Raw genomic sequence first — 20,867 nt, forward strand, 5'->3', positions numbered from 1 at the left:
GCCGCGCAGGTCACCCCGCCAAGGCCACCAACCCATCCGCCAACCGCGAGATGACGTCCCGCATGGCGAGCACCTCGCGCCAGCGCTCGGGGATCCCACTCTCACCGTAGTAGGCGCCGGCGAGCTGGCCGTAGACGGCACCGATCGTGTCGGCGTCCTCCCCGAGGTTCACGGCCAGAAGCGCCCCCTCCTCGAACGACGCCGCGCGCGCGAACGCCCATAACGCGGCCTCGAGGGACCTCACCACGTAGCCAGCGCCGCGAACGACCGGCGGTTCCCGGTGCAGGAACGAACCGCCGGCCACCTCGGCGACCCCCGGCGCCAGCCCGTCCAGTCCACCCGCGACCGGCGAGTAGTGAGGCGCGAGTAGCTCGGCCTTGGTGGCGCCGTTGATGGCCCCGACCATCAGGCCGGCGTAGTAGCGACACGCGCTCACGCACTCCGCGGCGCCGTGCGTGGTGCGCGAGCTCTCCCCCGCCAGGCGCAGCGCCGCGGCGGGGTCGTGGTGGAACGCCATCGGCACGGGCGCGAGGCGCATGAGGCTGCCGTTACCGGCCGACTGGCTGTCCTCACTGCCGCTGAACGCGTCGCCGGACCGCTCGAAGCTGGACAGCGCCGCACGCGTGGCGTTGCCGATGTCGAAGCAGCGACCGTTCACCGACAGGTGCCCTTCGCGCCACCAGCGCACGTAGCGCCGCATCTGGTCCAGCGGGTCGAAGCCGCCGGTCTCCACCAGGCTCTCGGCCAGGCAGAGCGCCATGCTCGTGTCGTCCGTCCACTCGCCGGGCTCGAGACCGAAGGGCCCGCCACCGACGATGTCGGTGACTGGTTCGAACGAGCCGGGGGACGTGAACTCGACGGTCGTACCCAGGGCATCGCCCACGGCCAGGCCGATGAGGGCGCCGCGCGCGGCGTCGCGGCGGGCGACCGAGCCGGTATCGCGGCCGGAAGCGGCCGCGGGATCCACGGCGCGGAGCGCAGCGGCCGCGGCATCACCGGCGCGGAGCGCAGCGCCCGCGTCGGACCCGGCGCCGCTCACCACCGCGCCCACGTCCCGGCCGACGCCCAGCGCCGCTCCGCGCCAGCCACGTAACCCGTCTGGAGCTCGTTCTCCAGCGCCTTCGGCTGCGCCACGCGCACGTAGCGGATGGCCTCCTCCGCAGAGAGCCCGTAGCTCGTGAGGGTGAGCGCCGCCACCGTGCCCGTGCGGCCGTGCCCGCCCATACAGTGGATTACGACGGTCTCGCCGGCCGCCAGCGCAGACCGGACGGTGGCGATCAGTCCGTCTACCTCCCCTTCCTGACCGGCCCGCGGCACCCGCGCGTCCTGGATGGGGAAGTGCTCGGTGCGCACCCCGCAGGCCTCGGCCACCGTGAACAGGTCGGGGATCCCGAGGTCCTCGTACTCGAAGTCCTCCAGCAAGGACACGAGTAGGTCCGCACCGTGCACCTCGCGCAGGCGCCGCATGTCCTGACCCAGGTCGCGGTCCCAGTAGACACCCTCGTCACTGCCGTGGGCCCTCTTGCCGGGTGCGAAGGTCAGGCCCAGGCGACCGGGAGTGCCGTGGGCAGCGTCGGCGACCCAGAACACCTTGATGGGGCTGTCTGCTGAGGTAAGGCGGCCAGCGTGGGTCATGGTCGATCTCCGGTCAGCGCGCTCAGCGCGCGCAGCAGCGTAGCGGCGGAACCCGTCAGGTACGGTCGCGGCGCCAGCGCCGCCCAACGAACCTGGTCCACGGACCTGGTTCGCCGCGCTCGGCTCCGCCTACCCCGTCCCGTCGCTTCCTGTCGCAAGGCGAACCTAGCATGCCTTCAGGTGGCCGGGTGGCAACTCGCCTCCGGTTGTAGTGTGTGCTCAAAGCTACATGGCGGCGAACCAAGAAGACCAGGAGGTCCATGGATGCGTCGATTCCGATGATCCCCATCATGGCCAACACGTTCCATCAGCCGTACGCCCGGCTCAACACCGAAGAGCAGAAGCTCGTGAAGGACCTGGTCATGGAGTTGCATCTTGGCGTTCACACGCCGGGTCAGAACCTCGAGAAGCTCGGCGGCACGGCCTCGAACGCGCACTCCATGCGGGTGAACGACGACATCAGGCTGATCCTGAACATCCACGGGCGGCACGCCGTCCTGTGCTACGTCGGTCACCACGACGACGCCTACGCTTGGGCGAAGGGCCGCACGCTCGAGGTGAACGAGGACACCGGGGCGGCCCAGTTCGTGGTCATCGACGAGAAGACCGTCGAGGTGATCAAGCGCAAGGTCATCGACCAGGCGCCCGAAACGCCCGAGGAGCGCCTCAGCCGCCGCCCCTTCAAGCACCTGACGGACGCGCACCTCGGCCTGCTCGGCGTGCCGAAGGCGTGGCGTGCCCTCGTGCGCGACGCCTCCGAGGAGACGTTCCTCGGTGAACTCGGCAGACAGCTCCCCGAGGAAGCTCGCGAGTACCTCCTCGAGGTCGCGGCCGGTGGCAAGCCGAACCTCCCCGCCAAGGTCGCGGGCCGCGACCCCTTCGAGCACCCGGACGCCAGGCGCCGCTTCCACGTACTGAACGTCGATGACGCGGCGCTGCGCCATGCCCTCGCCGAGCCTTGGGAGGACTGGGAGGTGTTCCTCCACCCCGCCCAGCAGGACGCGGTGGACCGCAGCCGTAGCGGTCCCGCCCGCGTGAGCGGCGGCCCGGGCACGGGCAAGACCGTCGTGGCCGTGCACCGCGCGGCCAGGCTGGCCCGTGAGGGGCGCGGGCGCGTGCTGCTCACCTCGTTCTCCAAGACGCTGGCCGAACGGCTGCAGGAGCAAGTGAACTCCCTGATGCGCCTGGAGCCCGCGGCCAGGGCGCGGGTCGACGTCGTCCACCTGCACCAGGTAGCCGTGCGCGGCTACAACGACCGCTCACCGCAGCCGTTCAAAGCGGTGCAAAGCGCCAGGCTCGAGGAGCTGCTGCGGCGGGCCTGGAACGAAGCGGGCGGCGGCGGGCAGACGCTGCCGTTCGCGGAAGCCGAGTGGGACATGGTCGTCGACCCGCTCGGCATCCGCGACTTCGCGTCGTACCGGGTGACCGAGCGAGCCACGCGCGTCACGCCCCTCGGGCCGCCGGCGAGGGAGCGGCTCTGGCCCGTGTTCGGCCGCCTGCACGAGCTGCTGGACGAGGAAGGGCTCACCACGTGGTCGGGTGTGTGCTGGCGCTTCGCGCGCATGTTGGACGCGCCCGGCGAGCGCCCGTACACGCACGTCGTGGCTGACGAGGCGCAGGACCTCGGACCCGCCGAGCTGAGGCTCCTGCGCGCGCTGGCCCCGGAAGGCGAGAACGACGTGTTCATCGCCGGCGACGGCTACCAACGCATCTTCAAGCCCCGCACCTCGTTCCTGGCCGCTGGTGTGGAAGTGCGTGGCCGCTCGAGCGTCCTTCGCCTCAACTACCGCACCACGGAGGAGATCAGGAAGGCGGCCGACGCGCTCGTGGCGCGCCGCGCCGCCGACGACCGGGAGGGCGAGCCCGGCGCGGTCTCCCTCATGACGGGCCCGAAGCCCGTCTACAACGTCTACCCGACGGTCATGAAGGAGCGCGCGGCCGTGGCCGAGTGGATCGCGAAGCTCGTCTCCACGGGCTACCGGCCGAGCGAGATCGCCGTCCTGGTGAGGACGAAGGACCTCCTGGGCGACCGCGTGAAGCCCGCGCTGGCCGCGGCGCGATGTCGGTACGTCGAGCTCGAGTCGGCCCGCGCGGACGAGGCACAGGGCGTGGCCATCGGAACGATGCACCGGAGCAAGGGGTTGCAGTTCAGGGCGGTCGTCGTGATGGGTGCCGAGGCCGGCATCGTGCCACTGGAGAAGGCGCTCAGGAAACAGGTGGACGAGCCGGCGCGCCGCGCGTTCCTCGAGCAGGAGCGGAACCTGCTGTACGTCGCTTGCACCCGGGTCAGGGAGAGGTTGCTGGTCACGGGGGTCGGGGAGCGGTCGGCGTTCCTCAGGTTGGCTTGAGGGTACGGCAGCGTCCCTGAGGAGCCCGAAGGAAGGAATAAAGTGAGCCAGCCGATCAAGAGCCAGACAGTACCTCGGCGGGTTGATGGGGGTGTCCACGTGTTCATGAAGCGCCGTACTCTCGTAACCCACGGTTCGCTGGCAACCCGCACCCTCCAACTCGAGGCTGCTCGCCAAGGCGTCAACGGCCTCCACATCACGACGATCGGGCACGCCGCCGCCCGCTTGGCAGGTGGCTTCGCTGCCCCAGTAGACAACGAGTCCTTGCGCGACGCCGTCGCTGCTGCGCTCAGGACCACCCCGCTCGGCGATCTCGACGCGATCAGGGGGTTGCCAGGCTCCGTCAGCGCCGTCGCTGGAACCCTTCGCAAGGTCTGGCTGGCGGGGCTCGACCTGGACGCGTACGCGGCTCCCACACCGGCCGCTGCCGAGCGCACCGCGACCGTCGGGAGGCTGCGAACCGCCGTCAAGGCCCACTTGCCACCTTTCCTCATGACGCCGGACGACCTTGTCGGCCGCGCGCTCGAGCGGCTGGTCCATGCGCCGCGCGTCCTGGGAGACGTGAAGGTGCAAGGCGTGCTCGACGTCGCCCCCGTGTGGCGTGCACTCCTCGCCAGGCTCGTGGAGCACGTGCGGGTCGAGTGGGTGGCCGCTGGTGGACACGTGCCGGAGTGGCTCCCAGGCACGGCCATCGAGGTCATCACACCCCCACTGCAGGAACCCAAGGCGACCATCGTCAGCGCAGCCACGGCTTACGACGAGGCGGTCGAGGCCATCCGCTGGGCGCGCGAGCTGTTGGCCTCGGGAAGTGTCAAGCCCGAGGAGATCGCGTTGGCAAGCACCGCCATCGACGACTACGACGACTACCTCATCGCTCTGAGGGACGACTCGGCTCTCCCCATCCACTTCCCGCATGGGATCCCCGTGCTCACGACCGCAGCCGGGCAAGCGGCCGCCGCCCTCGCCGACGTCCTCGCGAACGGTCCTACCCAGACGAACCTGCGCCGCCTCGCACGCCGCGTCGGCACCGACCAGGGGCCGTTCGCCACCCTACCGGAAGGTTGGACGCAAGTCCTGTCCACGACCGCTTCGCTAGACCGCCCGGCCGCGTGGGAACGTTTCTTCGCCCGCCTCACGTCCGACCAGTGGCCCGACGGTGAGGACCATGGTGCCACGTTGCGAGACATCGTCACGCCACTGCAAGGCGGCACCGCGAACGCGCACGAGGTCGGCGAGCGGTTCCTGAGTGGGCTCGCGAGGCAGGTCTGGCGGCGGGCGCTCGCCACCGGTCCGGCCAGCATGATCGATCAGACGCTCTCCGGCATGCGCCAGGCCGATACGCAGGACCCGACCACGAGCATCGCGTGGCTACCCGCCAGCCAGTTGCCGGCCTCGCCACGGCCTTACGTACGCCTACTCGGGCTCAACTCCGGCAAGTGGCCACGCCCTTCGGTGGAGGACGCACTGCTACCGGAACACGTGGTCCCGACCAAGCTGCTCGACCCGCTGCCCGCGACCAAGCTCGACAGGACGACCTACTTCGCCATCCTGAACGAGACGGGTAGACAGGTCTTCTTGTCGTACGCCCGGCACGAGGCGGAGGGCCGCCTCGCCAGTCCGAGCCCGTTGCTGAGCGGCGGCGCAGCTGCCGTTCACTTGGTGCGGCACCGCGTCCCGTCTCATGCGCTGAGCGAGAGCGACCGGCTCCTCGCACGCCCGGCCGAGTTCGGTTCTACGCCGCTCGCCAAGAGCGCAGTAGCTTGTTGGCGCGACTGGAGCAGACCGGAGATCACTCCCCACGACGGCCGCGTCCGGGAAGATCACCCGCTCGTCCTCAAGGCGCTGGAACGCGTCCAATCGGCCAGTTCTCTTACGACCCTGCTGCGGCAACCGCTGGGGTTCGTGTGGAAGTACGCCCTACGGGTGACCGACCCGTACGAGGAGAGCGAGTCACTAGTGCTCGACAGCCTCGCCTTCGGCACGCTGCTGCACGAGATCGTCAGCCGGGCGCTGGACGACCTCCGCGTCAGCCCGGACCTGGTCACGACCTCCGCGGTCGAAGGTGCAGCCAAGGCGGTCGGTGAGCGGTGGCTCGCGGAAGAACCGACGCCGCCGCTCCTGATCTGGCAGCGCCAACTCGAGGACGCCACCCAACTGGCGGTGCAGGCGCTAGAGCTCACGCGAGCCCAGTGGCCCTACTCCCGGCTCTGGACGGAGCTCCAGTTCGGCGCCGCCGACGTGGAGCCCGGCACTCCCACCGAGCCCTGGGACCGCTCGCGTCCCGTCCTCATCCCGCGTGCCGGCTTCACCATCGGCGGCCGCATCGACCGCCTGGACACGGACGACGAGTACGCCAAGGCCCGCGTGATCGACTACAAGACCGGCTCCATGCCGTCCAGAGCCCATGAACTCGTGCTCGGCGGTGGGACCGAGCTGCAGCGCAGCCTCTACGCCTTCGCCGTCCGCGACCTCCTCGGTGAGCGGACTGAGATCGAGGCCGCGCTCGTCTACCCCCGCAACGGCGCCGTGTTGCGCCTCGCCGATGCCGATGGGGTGCTGGAGCGCCTCACTGACCACCTGATGGCCAGCCGCACGGCCATGAGCAGCGGCCTTACCCTACCGGGCATCCAAACTCCGGAACGGTACGAGCCGTTCAAGCTGGCCTTCCCCGCGTTCTGCGGCGGCTACTGGGAGCGCAAGCAGCGCCCTGTCACCACGGCGTTGGGTCCGGCAGCCCAGGTCTGGAGCGAGCGGTGATCGCTCCGTCCGATCAACTCGCACGCGACCAGGCTCTCACCCGCCACGACCGCACCCTGCTCATCGAGGCGGGTGCCGGCTCCGGCAAGACCGCGATCCTGGCGGGCAGGGTGGCTCTCATGCTCGCCGGCGGCATCCCCGCGAGGAGCATCGTGGCCATAACGTTCACCGAGGCGGCGGCCAGCGAGCTCTCCACTCGCATCAGGTCGTACGTGAACATGCTCGCCGACGGTGGCGCCCCGCCACCCGAGCTGGCCGCCACGCTCGCAGAAGGCCTTAGCGACGAGCAGCTCGACCATCTCGACAACGCCAGAGACGAACTCGACGAGCTGACCTGCACCACCATCCACGGCTTCTGCCGCAGGCTCGTGGGCCCTTACCCGGTGGAGACGGACTCCGACCCGGGTGCCGGCGTTGCCGATCCGATCACTGCGCGGCTCATCCTCCAAGACACCGTGGAAGAGTGGCTCCGCGACCACCTCGGCGAGGCGAACGACGGCTTCCTCGTGGAGCTCGTCCAACACGACGCCAAGCAGGCCGTCAAGCTGATCGGCGAGCTCGCGGAGACCATGTGCGATCACGCAGAGGTGAGACCACCTCAGGTGACGGACCTGGCGCTCGTGCGCCAGGCGGTCGCCGTCACGATCACCGCCTTCATCGAGCATGTGCGCGCCGGCCGTTTCCACGTCGCGGAAGTCGAGGCGGTCGTCCAGGACATGGAGGCGCTGCTGGACGCCCTTCCGACGAACGATCCGAAGAGCCTGCTGCGCTTCCTCGAGTTGGGTGGCGGCAACGTCCTGAAGCAGGACGGAGACTTCAAGGTCTTCAAGCTCAAGGGCAAGTACGAGGCGGCGGCCGGCGCCAACGGGTGCACCAGGCAGCAGGCGGGCGAGGCGTACATCGCGGCACAAGCACGCTACGCAGCCGCAGCCGAGGCCTGGCCCGCGCTGCGCGCCGAGGCGGCGAGCACGATGCTCGCGGGGCTGATGCGCGAGGCCAGCCTGGCCGTCGGGCAGTATCACCTTCGCAAGCGCGGCTCGGCGCTACTCGACTTCAACGACCTGATCCACAAGGCCCGGGCGCTGCTGGCGAACGACGAGGCTGTCCGCCGGGCGTTGAGCGCACGCTACCGGCACGTGCTCGTGGACGAGTTCCAGGACACCGACCCGCACCAGGCCGAGATCCTGTGGCGCCTCTGCGGCGAGGCCGACCCGGAGGCACCGGACGACTGGACCAAGCGCGTGCTGCGCCCTGGCGCGCTCTTCCTGGTGGGAGACCCGAAGCAGGCGATATACCGCTTCCGCGGCGCCGACATCGCTACCTACGTGCGCTCGCGCGACGCCATCGGCGCGGCCGACCCGGGTTCGCTGCTCTCGATCACCACGAACTTCCGGTCCAGGGCGGGTGTCCTGGACTACGTGAACACCTGCTTCGAGGAAGGGTTGCGTGCCGAGGGCCAACCGGGGTTCGCCAGGCTCGAGGCTCGACGACCCGACCGGAATGCCGGACCGACCGTAGCGCGGCTCATCGTCGAGTGCGACGAAGAGGCGAAGATGGACGAGGCCAGGGCGCGCGAAGCGGGGGCCGTGGCCGAACTGTGCGCCTCCCTGTTGACCAGTCACACCGTCGATGACGGCAGGGGGTCCAGCCGACCTCTGCGGCCAAGGGACATCGCACTACTGGCACCCACAGGCGCCGGGCTCCACGCGTACGAGGAAGCCTTGGAAGCGCTAGCCATACCCGTATCCAGCCAGGCGGGCAAGACGTTCTGGCAGCGGCAGGAGATACAGGACATGATCGCCCTCACGCGCGTCCTCGCCGACGGGCGCGACGGACTGGCCCTGTTGGCCTTCCTGCGTGGCCCCCTCGTCGGCCTGACCGACGAGGAGCTGCTCGACATCAACTGGCAACTGCCGCCGGACGAGCGCGCACCTGGGTGGCCGACACGGCTGAACGTGAACACCCCGCTCGAACACGTCCGTCACCCGCTCGCGCACGATGTCCTGGAGCGCCTCCAGACACTGCGGCGCTACGCCGCCACGACGACGCCCCACCACATCCTGGCGCAGGCAGTCGAGCATCTGAACATCCGCCCGCTCCTCCGACAGCGCCACCGCAGGCCCGAACGCGCCCTGGCGAACATCCAGGCCTTCCTTGAACTCGCGCGTCCGTACCGGGTGCGCGGGCTCCTGCAGTTCGCCGCCATGGCCGAGAGCAGCTGGGAGGACTCCGAGCGCGCCGTGGAAGGCAGGGCGGACGTCCAGGAAGACACGGTCGCGCTGGTGACCATGCACGCTTCCAAGGGCCTCGAGTGGCCGGTAGTCATCCCTATCAACACCATGTCCAGCCCGAAAGGGCAGGAGAACGCCTTCGTCGACCGCCGAGACATGCGGCTCTATCGCACCATCCTCGGGGCCAAGCCGCGAGGCTTCGAAGAGGCCATCGCCAGGGAGGAAGCCCAAGCGGGCTTCGAGCGGCAGCGGCTCTGGTACGTCGCCACCACCCGGGCACGCGAGGTGCTCATCATCCCGTGGGTCAAGGTCAAGGACTCGGGTCGCCGTTGGCGTGAGGCAGTGCCACTGATGGTCGAGGACCTGAGTGAGTTCGAGGTCAACGGTGCCAGCGCAAGGACCCCGGTGGTCTCGGAGGTCATCAACAACGAACAAGCGCGCGACGTCTTCAGCGAGCAAGCCCAGGCGATCGAGGGGTTGAGCGCTCGGCGCAAGTGGGCGCGCCCCAGCCGCGACGAAGGCTCTGACGACGAGCCCCCAGAGGCCGCCGAGGTGGCGGCAGGCATGGAGATCCTACGTTTCCTGGAGGCCGACACGGACGAGCCTCTCGAAGCCTCGCCGCAAGGTGGCCGGCTGCGAGGCACCGTGCTGCACAAGCTGCTCGAGGAGGTGCTCACGGCTGAGCTGACCGAAGATCCGGCCGCCGTAGAGTCGCGCGCTCGCCAGTTGATCCACATCCTCGGGCACGAACCGAGCGAAGACCCGGCCCACGGGTTGGCGCCGGCCGAACTCGCCGCCACCGTGCTGCGCGCGCTGGCGCTACCGGAGGTCGTGGAGTTGAGGCCCGGCCTCGAGCCGGAGCTATCGGTCTTCGCCCTGAACGAACTCGGCGAGGGCCGAGAGGAGGTCGTCGTCGGAGTCGCGGACGCGATCAAGTGGGCGCCAGACGGAACGGCTGAGGTGGTCGTGGACTGGAAGAGCGACGTGAGGCCTAGCAGCCGGGCACTGTCCAAGTACGTGGGCCAGGTGCGGGACTACCTGGCGGCTACCGGGGCGAAGCACGGCCTCATCGTGTTGGCGACCGTGGGGCGGTGTCTGCGGGTGAGCGCTTGACTCGGGCGAGTACGAAGGTGGGCGACTATGGGCACCTCGGTACCACTTATGCGAGCGTGTAAATGGACAGTGCCACCGCAAGTCCATCCTATCGAACCGTCGTTCACCTAACGAACGCCGCTCAAATAGTCGTTTTCGGCGTTAGGAACGCTAACGCCGGGTTCACCTTGGGCCGCCTGAATGGCAAGCCCAAGTGCGGGACTTCTCGTTCTAGGCGCTCCACTGATTGCTGGAGAACGGTTAGCTCTGCGGTTGAAGGAGGTTCGGCGGCCTCGGCTAGCGGTTGTGCTTCGTTGAGGAGCAGCAGGGCCTCCCAATCTCTCATGACCAGTACGCTGCCGTCCGAACCTGTTCGTACTGCAAGAACAATCCGGTGGATCGTTGCATCCGTCCCAGTCACCTCGTCTTCCACCTGTACAAGGACCACCGGGCCCTCCAGATTGCCTACGCGGCATAGGAAGGACGGCCTGGCACCGAACTCCTTGACAGCCCGGTCTATGAGCGGATGGCCCATACCTAGCAGGTGATTCAGCGAACGCTCATACGGCATGTCTCGATTGAACACGAGGCCGTCATATCGAGACCGGAACTCAAGCGAACCGCGCCAGGCCTCTGGCGTCGCCACCGAGAGCCCTGCATCTGTTCGCGTCACGCGCCGACCCAGGTGCTGCATGACGTTCCTGAAGAATGGCTCCAGTGCAGGCAGGTCAAGTCGTGGGATGTCGGAGCCCACGGACTGGAAATCGTAATGTGCAACACTTCCTACCAGTTGACGCACGGTCGCTACCACGTCCTGTCCACCGAACTGCTGCGTATGTGCGTCGAACCAGGTTGAGAGGCCGTCCTCATCGACGACCGTAGCATGCGTGAACAACTCATCGAAAAAGTGGCTCCCAGTCATGCCAATCACCAGCTGGGTAATGTCCTCTTCTACCTCCATAGATGCAGACAGGGTGGCTTGGATCCGCCCCAATTTCTCCTCTAATAGTTCCCAAATCCGCGCCTCTACGGTGTCGGGGTTGCGGAGTATGAAGACCCTTACTGGCCTCTTCTGCCCGTACCTGTTTACTCGTCCAACCCGTTGGTGAAGCCTCATCGGGTTCCATGGAAGATCCAGGTGAACTAGTGTGGCACAGCGTTCCTGGAGATCGATACCCTCTCCACCAGCTTCGGTGGAAATCAAGAAGCGAATACGACCGGCATTGAAGTCGGAAGCCGCCGTATCTCGATTGCTCGTGTATGACCGTTCCGATCCATCAGGTTGTTCCGTGGTCAGCTTGTCATCTCCGTTGATGAAACCCGCGCAGCCAATCCCGTATCGCGCTTCAAGCGCCGAATAAGCCAGCGCCTGGGTGGCCTTGTACTCAGTAAAGAGAAGCAGGGGCTCGTCGGAGGTCAGGCGCTTGTCGATTAGGTGCAACAGACTCGCAACCTTGGATTCGTGCGAGATCGTCCTAGCCAAGTTGATCAAGTCATCCAGACGGTTGATCTCATCCGACATCAATAGCAGTTCCCACTCGACCGGGCGACGCTCCTCACCCTCCGCCGCTTCGTCCAGAGTCTCGTTTTCATCCTCAACAGTCGGCGGAAGCCGTTCACTTAGCATTTTCTTAAGCATCGCTCGGCGTCCGCGAAGCGCACGCGTGATTGCGGCGATGGAACTCGCAGCAAGCTTCTGGAGCGCAACCAGCAACAACATGCGAGCAGTCTGCTGTCTCCCCGATAGGCTCATGGCGTAGGCCCGCCCGTCAATGATGAACTCACTCATCGTGGTGTAGAACTGCGCTTCCGCGGGCACGTAGGAGTAATCGATAGACTCAGTGCTCACCGGTTGGAACAGCTTGTTGCCGTGTAGGTCCGTGACGGACGCCTTGTTGTTGCGAATCATAGCCTGCGGCAATGCGTAAAGCTGCTCGGCAATATCCCTGTTCGGGTCGAACAAGTCTCGTCGCAGCAACTGCATGAGAGCGAGGAAGCCAAAGTCCTTCCCTCGGTGGGGCGTGCCCGTCAACAAGACCAGCGAACTTATGCGCTCGGACTCATCCAGTTGGCGCAGCAAGTTGTATGTCAACGTCGACGCGCGCTCCTGCGCCTGGAAGTGGTGCGCCTCATCGACGAGCACCATGTCCCAGGCCTCAGCTCTCAACAACCGTTCCAGAGCCCTCTCCTGCCGCAGCGTTTGGAAGGAGGCCACCACTTGGCTGGCTGTCTCCCAGAACGATACCGACCCCTTGTCCTGCGCGGTGGAGTACTCCTGAAGGCGAATGTCGAACATGCTCTTCAGCCGGTCACGCCACTGAGGCACTAGGCGCGCCGGGGCAAGCACGAGGAGTCGCCTCACTCGTCCACCTGCCATAAGGGGCTCGAGAATCAGACCAGCTTCGATGGTCTTACCCAAACCGACATCGTCCGCGACCAACCAGCGCGTCGGCCACGTCCGCGTGACCTGCTTGCACACCCACAGTTGATGCGGTAGGAGCCTGACCCGGGACCGAGAGAAGACACCCCATTGATCGTTAATCGACCTGATAAGCAAAGCTTGGGCCTTGGCCAGCGAACCAAGCGATCCGTCGAGCGTCCCCTCGAGGAGGACATCCTTGAACGAACGAATGCGAACGAGTTCGTGAGCTTCAACCTGGTGTAGATTCGTGTCGAAGCGCACAACAACCGTCGGTCCAAGGTCCGTCACTACCCGGCCTTCACCATGAACGGGGTGTGAAACGACCTCGTCCTGCAAGTAGCTAACCACGAGCCCCCAGCGAGCCAGACACACCAGCACCTGAAAGTCGGTTAGGGTGCCTCCGTGAATCTGCGACTATCATGCCCCGTGGCCTCGGATCATTGCTGAACATGCAGTTGGAGAGGTAGGTCCAAGTCGCCCTGGAAGTCAGCTCGGTTACCCAGCGACTTACGGACCTTGTCATATACAACGCGGGAAAGGTCCATCTGGTTTCCACCCTGTGTATTGAGCCCGGCTTCCTCCAATCCGAGGAAGTCGCGTACGCGACGCGTGGCTGACCAGGCATAGGGATGCAAGAGCGCTGCCTCGCCCGGCCGCCACAGGCCATTGCGGGCGGCCTCACGGATCATCCAATTTGCCCCCAGGCCGAGGCTTTGTGTTAGCGGACCGCCCTCCAACCCTCTGCGTTGCCAAATAGGTGACGCGCTCAACCGCCAGGCATCCGACAGCGAAAAGGGGCCAGTCTTAGCAACCACCGGCAGCAGCCGAAAGGCCTCGGCATACTCAGGCAACCAACGAGCTGCAGCATAGAGATCAACGACGGCCCGGTGCCACTGGGGATAATCGATATAGGTTGCGTCACCGGATGCAAACGCTTCGAGACGGGATATCCACGGCTCCGGGGCCTCTGGAAGCCTCGCGCTGGCCATCTCCTGCCACCAACCACGCTCCGTAGCACGGTCAATGAAGTTGCGATGTGCACTGTCCCTGGTCCGGCCTATCGTTCGGAAGATGCCCAAGGCGAAGAATGTGAACCACGTCTCTCGGTCAAACTTCTCATCCATTGCCTGGAGCCGTTGCCAATCGAACCTGGTGGGATACACGTCATCAAAATACCGGCTCGCCTTGTCTTGCCGATTACGGTTCCACCATGAATAGAGGTCCTCTAGCCGCGCGTCAAGAGCGTAGGTGTCTGCGCTCTGAAGCGCGTGGGTCTCCTCCTCAAACTCGTCCTCAAGAACGAATGCCACGGCCCAGCGCCTTTGGCTTTCACGCGGGTATAGCCGGCTTAAGAGGATATCGCGGCTGCGTTCGTCCATCCCCTCAACCAACGGTGACTGCTTCATAGACTCGGGACTCGCTGGAATCCAGGCAGGTTTCAGGCGAGCGAGTTCATCCGCCATCTCGTCACCGGACGTCCACTTCACAAGATACTGGATGGCTGCTCGCTGCGCGGAAGGGTTGCTACACTCTGCCGCCCACCGCGCAATGGTGCGCGCATCCCTCTGGAACCCACCTTGCTCACTGGCCAACTGATAAAAGTCTAGGCCCATACCTACGTAACCAGGAGCTGCTACTACGCTCTTGGGAGCGAATTGAAGGAGTGTGCTCTCTAGCTTGTCGGTCGGGACGGAGGCTCTCGGCGGTAACGCAACCCGGCCCCATGTTCCATCCTCCATGCGGAACTGGGCGTCCTTCCTCAATAACTCACGTACCTCTGTCTGCTCGTTCCGGTCGAATTGCTCGAACCACTGCTTGGCCACAATCGTCCCAAGGCGCCCTGCCAGCTCCTGGTCAATCCGAGAACCCTTACCGACCTCCAGCTTCAGCAGTTCACGTAAGCGAAGTGCCGGTGGCTTAGAGAATCCAAGGTCAGCAAGTGTTTCGGCCGTCGCGCTGCCAATGCTCGTGGATAGCAACCCGCCTATTGACTTCCACCCCTCCAAGGTCGCCAGGAACCCGGCTTCTGCCATTGCACCTGACACCAGGTGTCGAACAGCACCCAACTCCACCAGGGGAGCGAACGGACCAGGTAGGCCAGACGGCAACGACCGCCTGGAACTGAGTAGATAACCTAAGCCTCGATCAGTATCGTGCAAACGTCTGGCCACGGGGTCTTTGAGGTCAGCGGAGAAGAGATCAAAGAGTTTCATGAGAAAGTGGTCGCTACCGCGGGACCCTTGCGTGTCAATCAGGCCTGCGGACTCTGCAAACTCGGCCCAACCGGTCGTTACCAACTCGTAGAGGTCGACCAGGGCCGCGCCAAGCGCGCGGCCCGTGTCCCGAAACAATTCATGCTTTTGCTCCAAGGTCCCGGCCAACCGTCCCCGACCAGGATCGACCCGGAAGGACCAGTTGTTCATCAGCCAACCGACGCGAAGTTCCTCCTCCAGTGGGGCAAGGCTCCACAGGCGTGGTACGCCAACCTCGGCGGGGACGGGTCCAACCCCATCTAGACACAAGAACAGGCGCACTTGATCACTTAGTTCTAGTGCCAGGGCCTTACGTACACTTGAACCTCCCAAGGTGACGAGCCGTACACCTGGCTTCCTCGTTTGATCGAAATGCGCGGTCCACGTCAGCACCCGTTCATGGCCGAGCTCAATCCTCCTAATGTGCCTTGTCATGGCGGGAAGCCAGGGTGCCGACGCACGAAACCCAGTGATGGCTGAGTTCACCTGCTCTTCACACTTCGGATCCTCGACCAATTCGATTATTGTGGCCGAACGCCCTCCAACCTTGTGAGCAGACGACACTCTCCGACCGCTGGCCCAAATCTCAGGTAGCATTCCGCCCCGAATTCTGCACGCGACGAACCTACTTGCCACCCCTACCTCTTTGCAGAATAGGTGCACACCCTTGAACCCAAGCCCGAACCTGCCAGTTACACCTTCCCGCTTGTTCGAAAGGTTCAAGGTCAGCATATTGGAGAGGTCACGCCCCCAGCCCATTCTCTCACCAACCTTGGGGTCTTCGCCCAAGTGGTTTATTGGCCTGCCCCAATGGACAATGCGCAATTGATCGGGCGACTCCTCACTCTGAACGATCTTGAAGCGGGCCTCGCCAGCGACAGGCTGCTGCGCATAAGCATCATCGGCATTCTGAAAGAGTTCGAAGAACACGCGCTTTGAGTCGTAACCCAGCTCGGTCAATGCATTGCGAACCGCGTTGAGCAGGGCGGCGTGGCCGTTTGGGGTGTTGAGCTTGTTCCACAGGGTGAACTTCGCTCTCCGTCTTGCTAGGTATCTTTCTCTAGGGGCCACCCGGTAGATGTCCGAATCGAATAGGTTCAAAGCGTCGCTCACCAGCCCCACATTCGGTGGCTTCAACTGTCGAATCGTATTATCCAAGTGGTCGTTGACTTCGTCCAGAACGCTCTGAACATCCACCTGGTCGGGAATTGCATGGTCAGCCAGAAGGCTAGCGAGCGCATCTGTAAATGCGGTTTGCTGGGTCGGCTCTCCGTAGACAATCCGGGAGACTTCCAGGCAGAGGGCTTTGAGCCCCGATTCATCAGGAGTGCCGCCGGCAGGAGTTGCGACCTGGAGGGAGTAGATGCGCCGACCGGTAATTACTTCCGATTGTGCGCTTCCACGCACCCTGAAGCCCCCGATGACCCCCAGGGGGCGGATGTCATCGCGCGTTGGAACGGTAGCCATTGAACCCGCAAGCGTCTCCACGTTTACTGAGGCTAGGTTCTCCGCAAGGGCCGTAACCACGACCAGGCGCTGTTGGCGCCGCCTTTCTGACCCTGCCGTACCGTTAGGAGCGAATTGAGACTCGACCCGCTCCTCAAGCTCGGTCCACACGCGAGAGATGTCAGCCTGGGAAGCTTGCCTTAGTTCGGTCCGCACGAGGTTCTCGAATGCGTCTGAACGCCCAAATAGCCCGACGAGGACTAGCAACAACCCGTGGGGCACAAAGGGCTCCGCATACTGAAGGACACCTCGCAGACCTCTGATTACGTCGCTCTCGAGGCTAGCCAATTCGGCTGGCGAAGGCGTTAGAACGTTGGCCTTTGACGTTGTTTCGTGTGTCTGGACCGGTCCATTGCTTGTCTGCGGCTGGAGAAGTTGGCGAAGATCGACGCTCAGCAAATGACTGTCGGCTATCCCCTGCCCGTGGGCTGCAACCTCACTCCCGTTCCTGAAGGCGCCTGACGCAGTTGGCACGAGCACACTGCCGAAGACGTGCCGGCGGACCGCCACTGGCCACCGCGAAACGGCTTCGAATGCGAGCTTATAGGCATCGCGCGCTTCGGCCGCACCATTCTCCCACTCGGCAGCCATTGCCGAAAGGTAATTGCAAGCGAGTATCGGCTCATGATTGTCTACGCTTGCGAACGCTTGAATCAGAACGCTCGGGGGGCGACCATCCTTGAGGCGCAGCAGCGCCGACAGCAGTGGCCAACCAGGGAGGTTTGCCGAGATGCCTCTTCTCGCCAAAGCCGGGAGGATCGTCGTGAGTGAGCCCGCAGCACCAAGAAACCCGACCAAGCGCCGATTGGTGGCCACGCGCAATACTGCGTCCTCAGCACCAGCGACGCCGGGAAGCAAACCCTTCTCGTGCAATTTGGCGAAGCCAGCGTGATTTCTGACTTCGGGTAAGACCGTACTTGCAAGCGCAAAGGCCCCATGGTCAGTCCCAAGCGCCTCCTGGACGGCCTGTTCAACTTCTGGAGGAAGTTCAAGTACCTCTTTGGGACACCAACAGTTGTCATGTACATCCCTTATCCAGCGACCCCTGCGCACGTTCTCCGGCAGTTCCATGGAACCCATATGTTGCAGAGCCTCCAGGATGGGTAGAGCGTACAAATGGGGATCCGGCTGACCAGCTGCCACCTCTAACTGAGAACTCGGCGACCATTCACCAACGAGCTGCTCGGCCCGGGTGCTGGCCTCGGAGGGCTCTGTGGGTAGCCATCGGTGTACGACGCCTGCCATACCTGCCGGAATGGGCCATCTTAACGTCTCACGCCAAAGATCCAACGGACGACAGAGCTGGCCGTGCTGGTTCCTAAGGATTGGAATGCTACGCAAATGCTCGTTAGCTAAGTTCGAGCAAAGCAAGTCCCTGACAGTTGCTTCGTCCAGCGAAGGGGCTTCGAGGGCACTTGCATTGTCAACCAGCATCCTGCCAAATTGCTCGGTGTCAAGCTCCGTGATACGCAAGAAATTCCTCTGCTGGGGTGAAAGGTTGGATGCAATCTCTCTGCTGACCAATATTGCGTCTCCCGACCCCGCCAGGAGGCGCAGGGCCAACTGATCTAGCTGAGCCGTCCGTTCCGGGAGTGCAACGAGAGCGCGGCCTAGCGAGGCAGCTTGCTGGTCGCCGGTCGCCAACACCCGAAGAGCGCGAGTCGCTTCTAAGCCGCCGCCTTCCGCATATACCTCAGACAGGAGTCTCTCGCGGTCCGAGGCCGGGCCAAAATGGGCAGCACGCGTTGCGAGTGAGGCAAATGCCTGCAAAGTCGGTTCGGTGGCCTTGAAGGGTTCGCCTGCAAGTTCGTCAAGCAGCGCTGCGGCCGCGCCCCTAACGATAAGTGCGCCTGAACCAGGAGCTGCCTTACTGAGCAGGCCGAATAGTCTTTCTGTCCTCGGGTCGGACTTGAAGAGGCGGCCCTCACGGGAGGCAGCGGTAACCTCTTGGAGACTTACGGCTACAGGTTTACCGCTACCGTCGTCCGCGCGGAAGCAACGGAGTTCGGCAAACCGAGGATTGCTCACGGCCCCTGGCTCGTGGACAAGGACCAGCCCAGCAATCGCAAGTGCTGCGGAGCCAGCCACATCGCTCCGCGCACCAAGCGCGGTTCTGTCCTCGCGCACATCCTGGTCCAGGAGCGGTTGCAGCGCTTCAAGCAGTCGTATCCCCGCTGCTACAGATAGTCGCCGAACCTTCGCGCTTTCGGGAAGCCACTCATCGCGTAGGCATGCCTCTACATCATCAGCCGTAGCAAGCGCTTGCAAAACGTAGACCCTACTCGCTGCGTGGGGGAGCGGAACCGCAGAGCACGCGGGGAGGAACCGCCATATCCCCCGCATCGCTTCGTCACTTGCAAGGTTCCGCGCGTCTGCTATTGCTGTTCGAAAGGCAGCAAGAAGCGCGTCGGCGCCAGGTTTCGACAACTGCTGGTCACCCAGGGCCACTTCCAACATGGCGGCAAGCGCCCTGGCACGTGCGTCATTGATGAAGACATCTGCCGCCAGGGAAGACAGCAACTCATCCAGTTCCTTGTGAGTCCACTCGGCACCTTCCAACGCAAGGGACGTTGAGAGCCCCGGTGCAAGCTTCAGCCCACGCTCGGCTGCCCAGTTCGTGAGGCCACCGACCACTAGCCCATCCAACTCAACCGCGCTGACGGGACCGAGCACCGGTAAAGGTCGCAAGTTTGTCCTAACGGAGACTAGTTGCCAGCCCGAGTGGTCAATGTCAGCCCGAGAATCGAATAAGCGGACCAACATGACACGTGAGGTAAGACTGGCTATGTGCCTTCGCCCAAACTCGCTCTGCCTGATTGCTGTTACGAGCGTTGATAGGTCCGCAGGTGAAACCACGTCCGCTTTCAAGGCATCATGAAGCACCGTCGGCAGGAGTGGGAGTAGCACTTTGTCCCTCAGCGCCTCATTCCATTCGACCGCTACGGAACTACTACCTTCGCCGTCCCCGGCAGCCAAGACGTACTGCCTTCCAGCGTCCACAAAGAAGTAGCCGTGCAGGAGGATCTTGATCGTCCGCGTCGTACCTTCAAGCGTGGCAGCAGGTTCTATGGGTAGGAAAACTCCCCAATCAATAGTTACTTCATGACGCCCGCAATCACGCTCCCCGGAGTCCCACGTCACCAGGATTACTGCAGCGTGCGAGGCAGCCTTTCTAGGAAGGTACTTCAGACCTTCCCCAGAAATCACAGGGTCCCGAGGCCACTTCTCGCCCTTCTGGAGCTCGGTGAGGTCGTCAACCAGTGGTTGTACTTCCCTGCCCACATATCGACAAGCTGAACCGGAATTGGTATGGATGGATCCTTGGAACTCAGCCTCCGCGCCTTCTCCAAGTTGATCTGGACCGAGCATGCTGTTAGAGCCAAGCCCCAGTCGATGGAGTGACAGAAGTGTGCGGGTCTGATCTGCGATCTCGATGCTCGTCAGTTTGCGCAGAGAAGCGAGAATCAACCTGAGTTCTGGCTCTTGCTTCAGCAGCTCGGGCAACAGTCTTTCGGCCGTGGGCCTGGCCTCAGTAAAACTCAGTTTCGGCGCAGGTAAGAGATCATCGCGGCGAAAAGGAACCCAAATCAGTAGCGCTCGCTCCAAAGATCCCGCTGACCCCTCTAGGAGAGAAAGATCCTCGTCATGAAGAGGATCCCACTCACGTGCGTTTGAATTGGGTAGCCCGAAGCAAGGATTCACGACCATTGAGAAGGCCGTCTCATATCCAAGCGCATGCACAACAAATGCATCGCATAGGTGGAAGAGTGCCTTTTGACCGAACCCGAACCTACCAATGTCCGTAACCCGACCGGTCTTGTGGCTATCGCCAAGCGACATGATGCCTTCACCATCCTGCGCATCAAACTTCCCGTTGTTGACTACCAATAGCCCCGGAACCCTGAACAGAGGATTCCGCGCGTTGACCCAACCCGGCAGGGCGTGGAAGAAGATGTCATTGGCGTCGGCATCCTCGGCGTTTTGGATGAGTTCCTTAATAATGGGGAACCCACTCTTATACCGATCACCCAAGTTCTCCCTTATCAGGTTGAACTGGGCTGTTGGGCTCGTCTTCAGATCAGGCATCCAGTACCCCCACTCGACCCTCAAGACACATTTCAACTCGAACGCCAAGTGGGAGAATAATACGCTCTGAGCGGCGGACCCTGTTCTTCGACAGCCTTCCCTTTGGTCCAACCTGTTACCACGACCCCAACAGTGTGGAGCTAGAGACCAAGCTTGGTCGGAGGGGGACTGCCCCGGGGCGGCTTCAATGGCGGTTTTAATCCATCAACGCAACGCCCGCCTGCTGACGTCGTAACGTCGGCGGCGCATTGGAGGCGTGCATGCGTGGACCGAACCGTCGTCGGGAGGGCCGCCGCTTCTCGGGCGCCGAGAGGTTCCTTGCGTACCAGCGGATCCTCGAGGGCCGCTCGTACGTTGAGATCGTCGCCGAACTCGACTGTTCTTCGAACTCTCTCTACCGGCAGCGCGGGGCGCAGAAGGAGCGCGCGGCGCGAGCCGGTGAGATTCCCGTCGCGTCTGTCGCCGACGGAACGCGAGGAGATCAGCCGCGGCTTGCAGGCAGCGGCTTCCTTTCGCGGGTTGGCGGCGCGCCTTGGAT

Annotated in this window: 7 protein-coding genes; 3 read left to right on the forward strand and 4 right to left on the reverse strand. The window is 64.0% G+C overall.

The features are described from left to right. Positions 1 to 10: 10 nt before the first annotated feature. Positions 11 to 1,039 (reverse strand): ADP-ribosylglycohydrolase family protein, encoded by a 1,029-nt coding sequence (locus M9914_02725; protein ID MCO5173079.1) that lies wholly within the window; start codon positions 1,037 to 1,039, stop codon positions 11 to 13. Continuing rightward, positions 1,036 to 1,635 carry a tyrosine-protein phosphatase gene (locus tag M9914_02730; GenBank protein ID MCO5173080.1) on the reverse strand — a complete coding sequence of 200 codons (600 nt, stop codon included), beginning with the start codon at positions 1,633 to 1,635 and terminating at the stop codon, positions 1,036 to 1,038. The genes M9914_02725 and M9914_02730 overlap by 4 nt, the downstream gene beginning before the upstream one ends. 260 nt (positions 1,636 to 1,895) lie before the next feature. Between M9914_02730 and M9914_02735 the strand changes: the two genes are divergently transcribed. From M9914_02735 to M9914_02745, 3 genes are all read left to right on the forward strand, one after another. After that, positions 1,896 to 3,983, forward strand: a complete 2,088-nt coding sequence (locus M9914_02735) for an AAA family ATPase (protein MCO5173081.1) — start codon at positions 1,896 to 1,898, stop codon at positions 3,981 to 3,983. Between the two features lie 105 nt (positions 3,984 to 4,088). Next, the gene (locus tag M9914_02740) at positions 4,089 to 6,740 is read left to right on the forward strand and encodes a PD-(D/E)XK nuclease family protein (GenBank protein MCO5173082.1); all 2,652 of its coding nucleotides are present in this window, start codon (positions 4,089 to 4,091) and stop codon (positions 6,738 to 6,740) included. Next, positions 6,737 to 10,084, forward strand: a complete 3,348-nt coding sequence (locus M9914_02745) for a UvrD-helicase domain-containing protein (GenBank protein ID MCO5173083.1) — start codon at positions 6,737 to 6,739, stop codon at positions 10,082 to 10,084. The genes M9914_02740 and M9914_02745 overlap by 4 nt, the downstream gene beginning before the upstream one ends. A 121-nt stretch (positions 10,085 to 10,205) precedes the next feature. On the opposite strand, the gene M9914_02750 is transcribed toward M9914_02745, so the two are convergent. Continuing rightward, positions 10,206 to 12,821: an SNF2-related protein gene (locus M9914_02750; protein MCO5173084.1), complete on the reverse strand. Its 2,616-nt coding sequence runs from the start codon at positions 12,819 to 12,821 to the stop codon at positions 10,206 to 10,208. Between the two features lie 101 nt (positions 12,822 to 12,922). Next, a complete protein-coding gene (locus M9914_02755; GenBank protein MCO5173085.1) occupies positions 12,923 to 20,377 on the reverse strand; it encodes an ATP-binding protein in 7,455 nt (2,484 codons plus the stop codon). Positions 20,378 to 20,867 lie beyond the last annotated feature (490 nt).

The sequence above is a fragment of the Trueperaceae bacterium genome (genome assembly GCA_023954415.1).
GTDB lineage: Bacteria > Deinococcota > Deinococci > Deinococcales > Trueperaceae > JAAYYF01.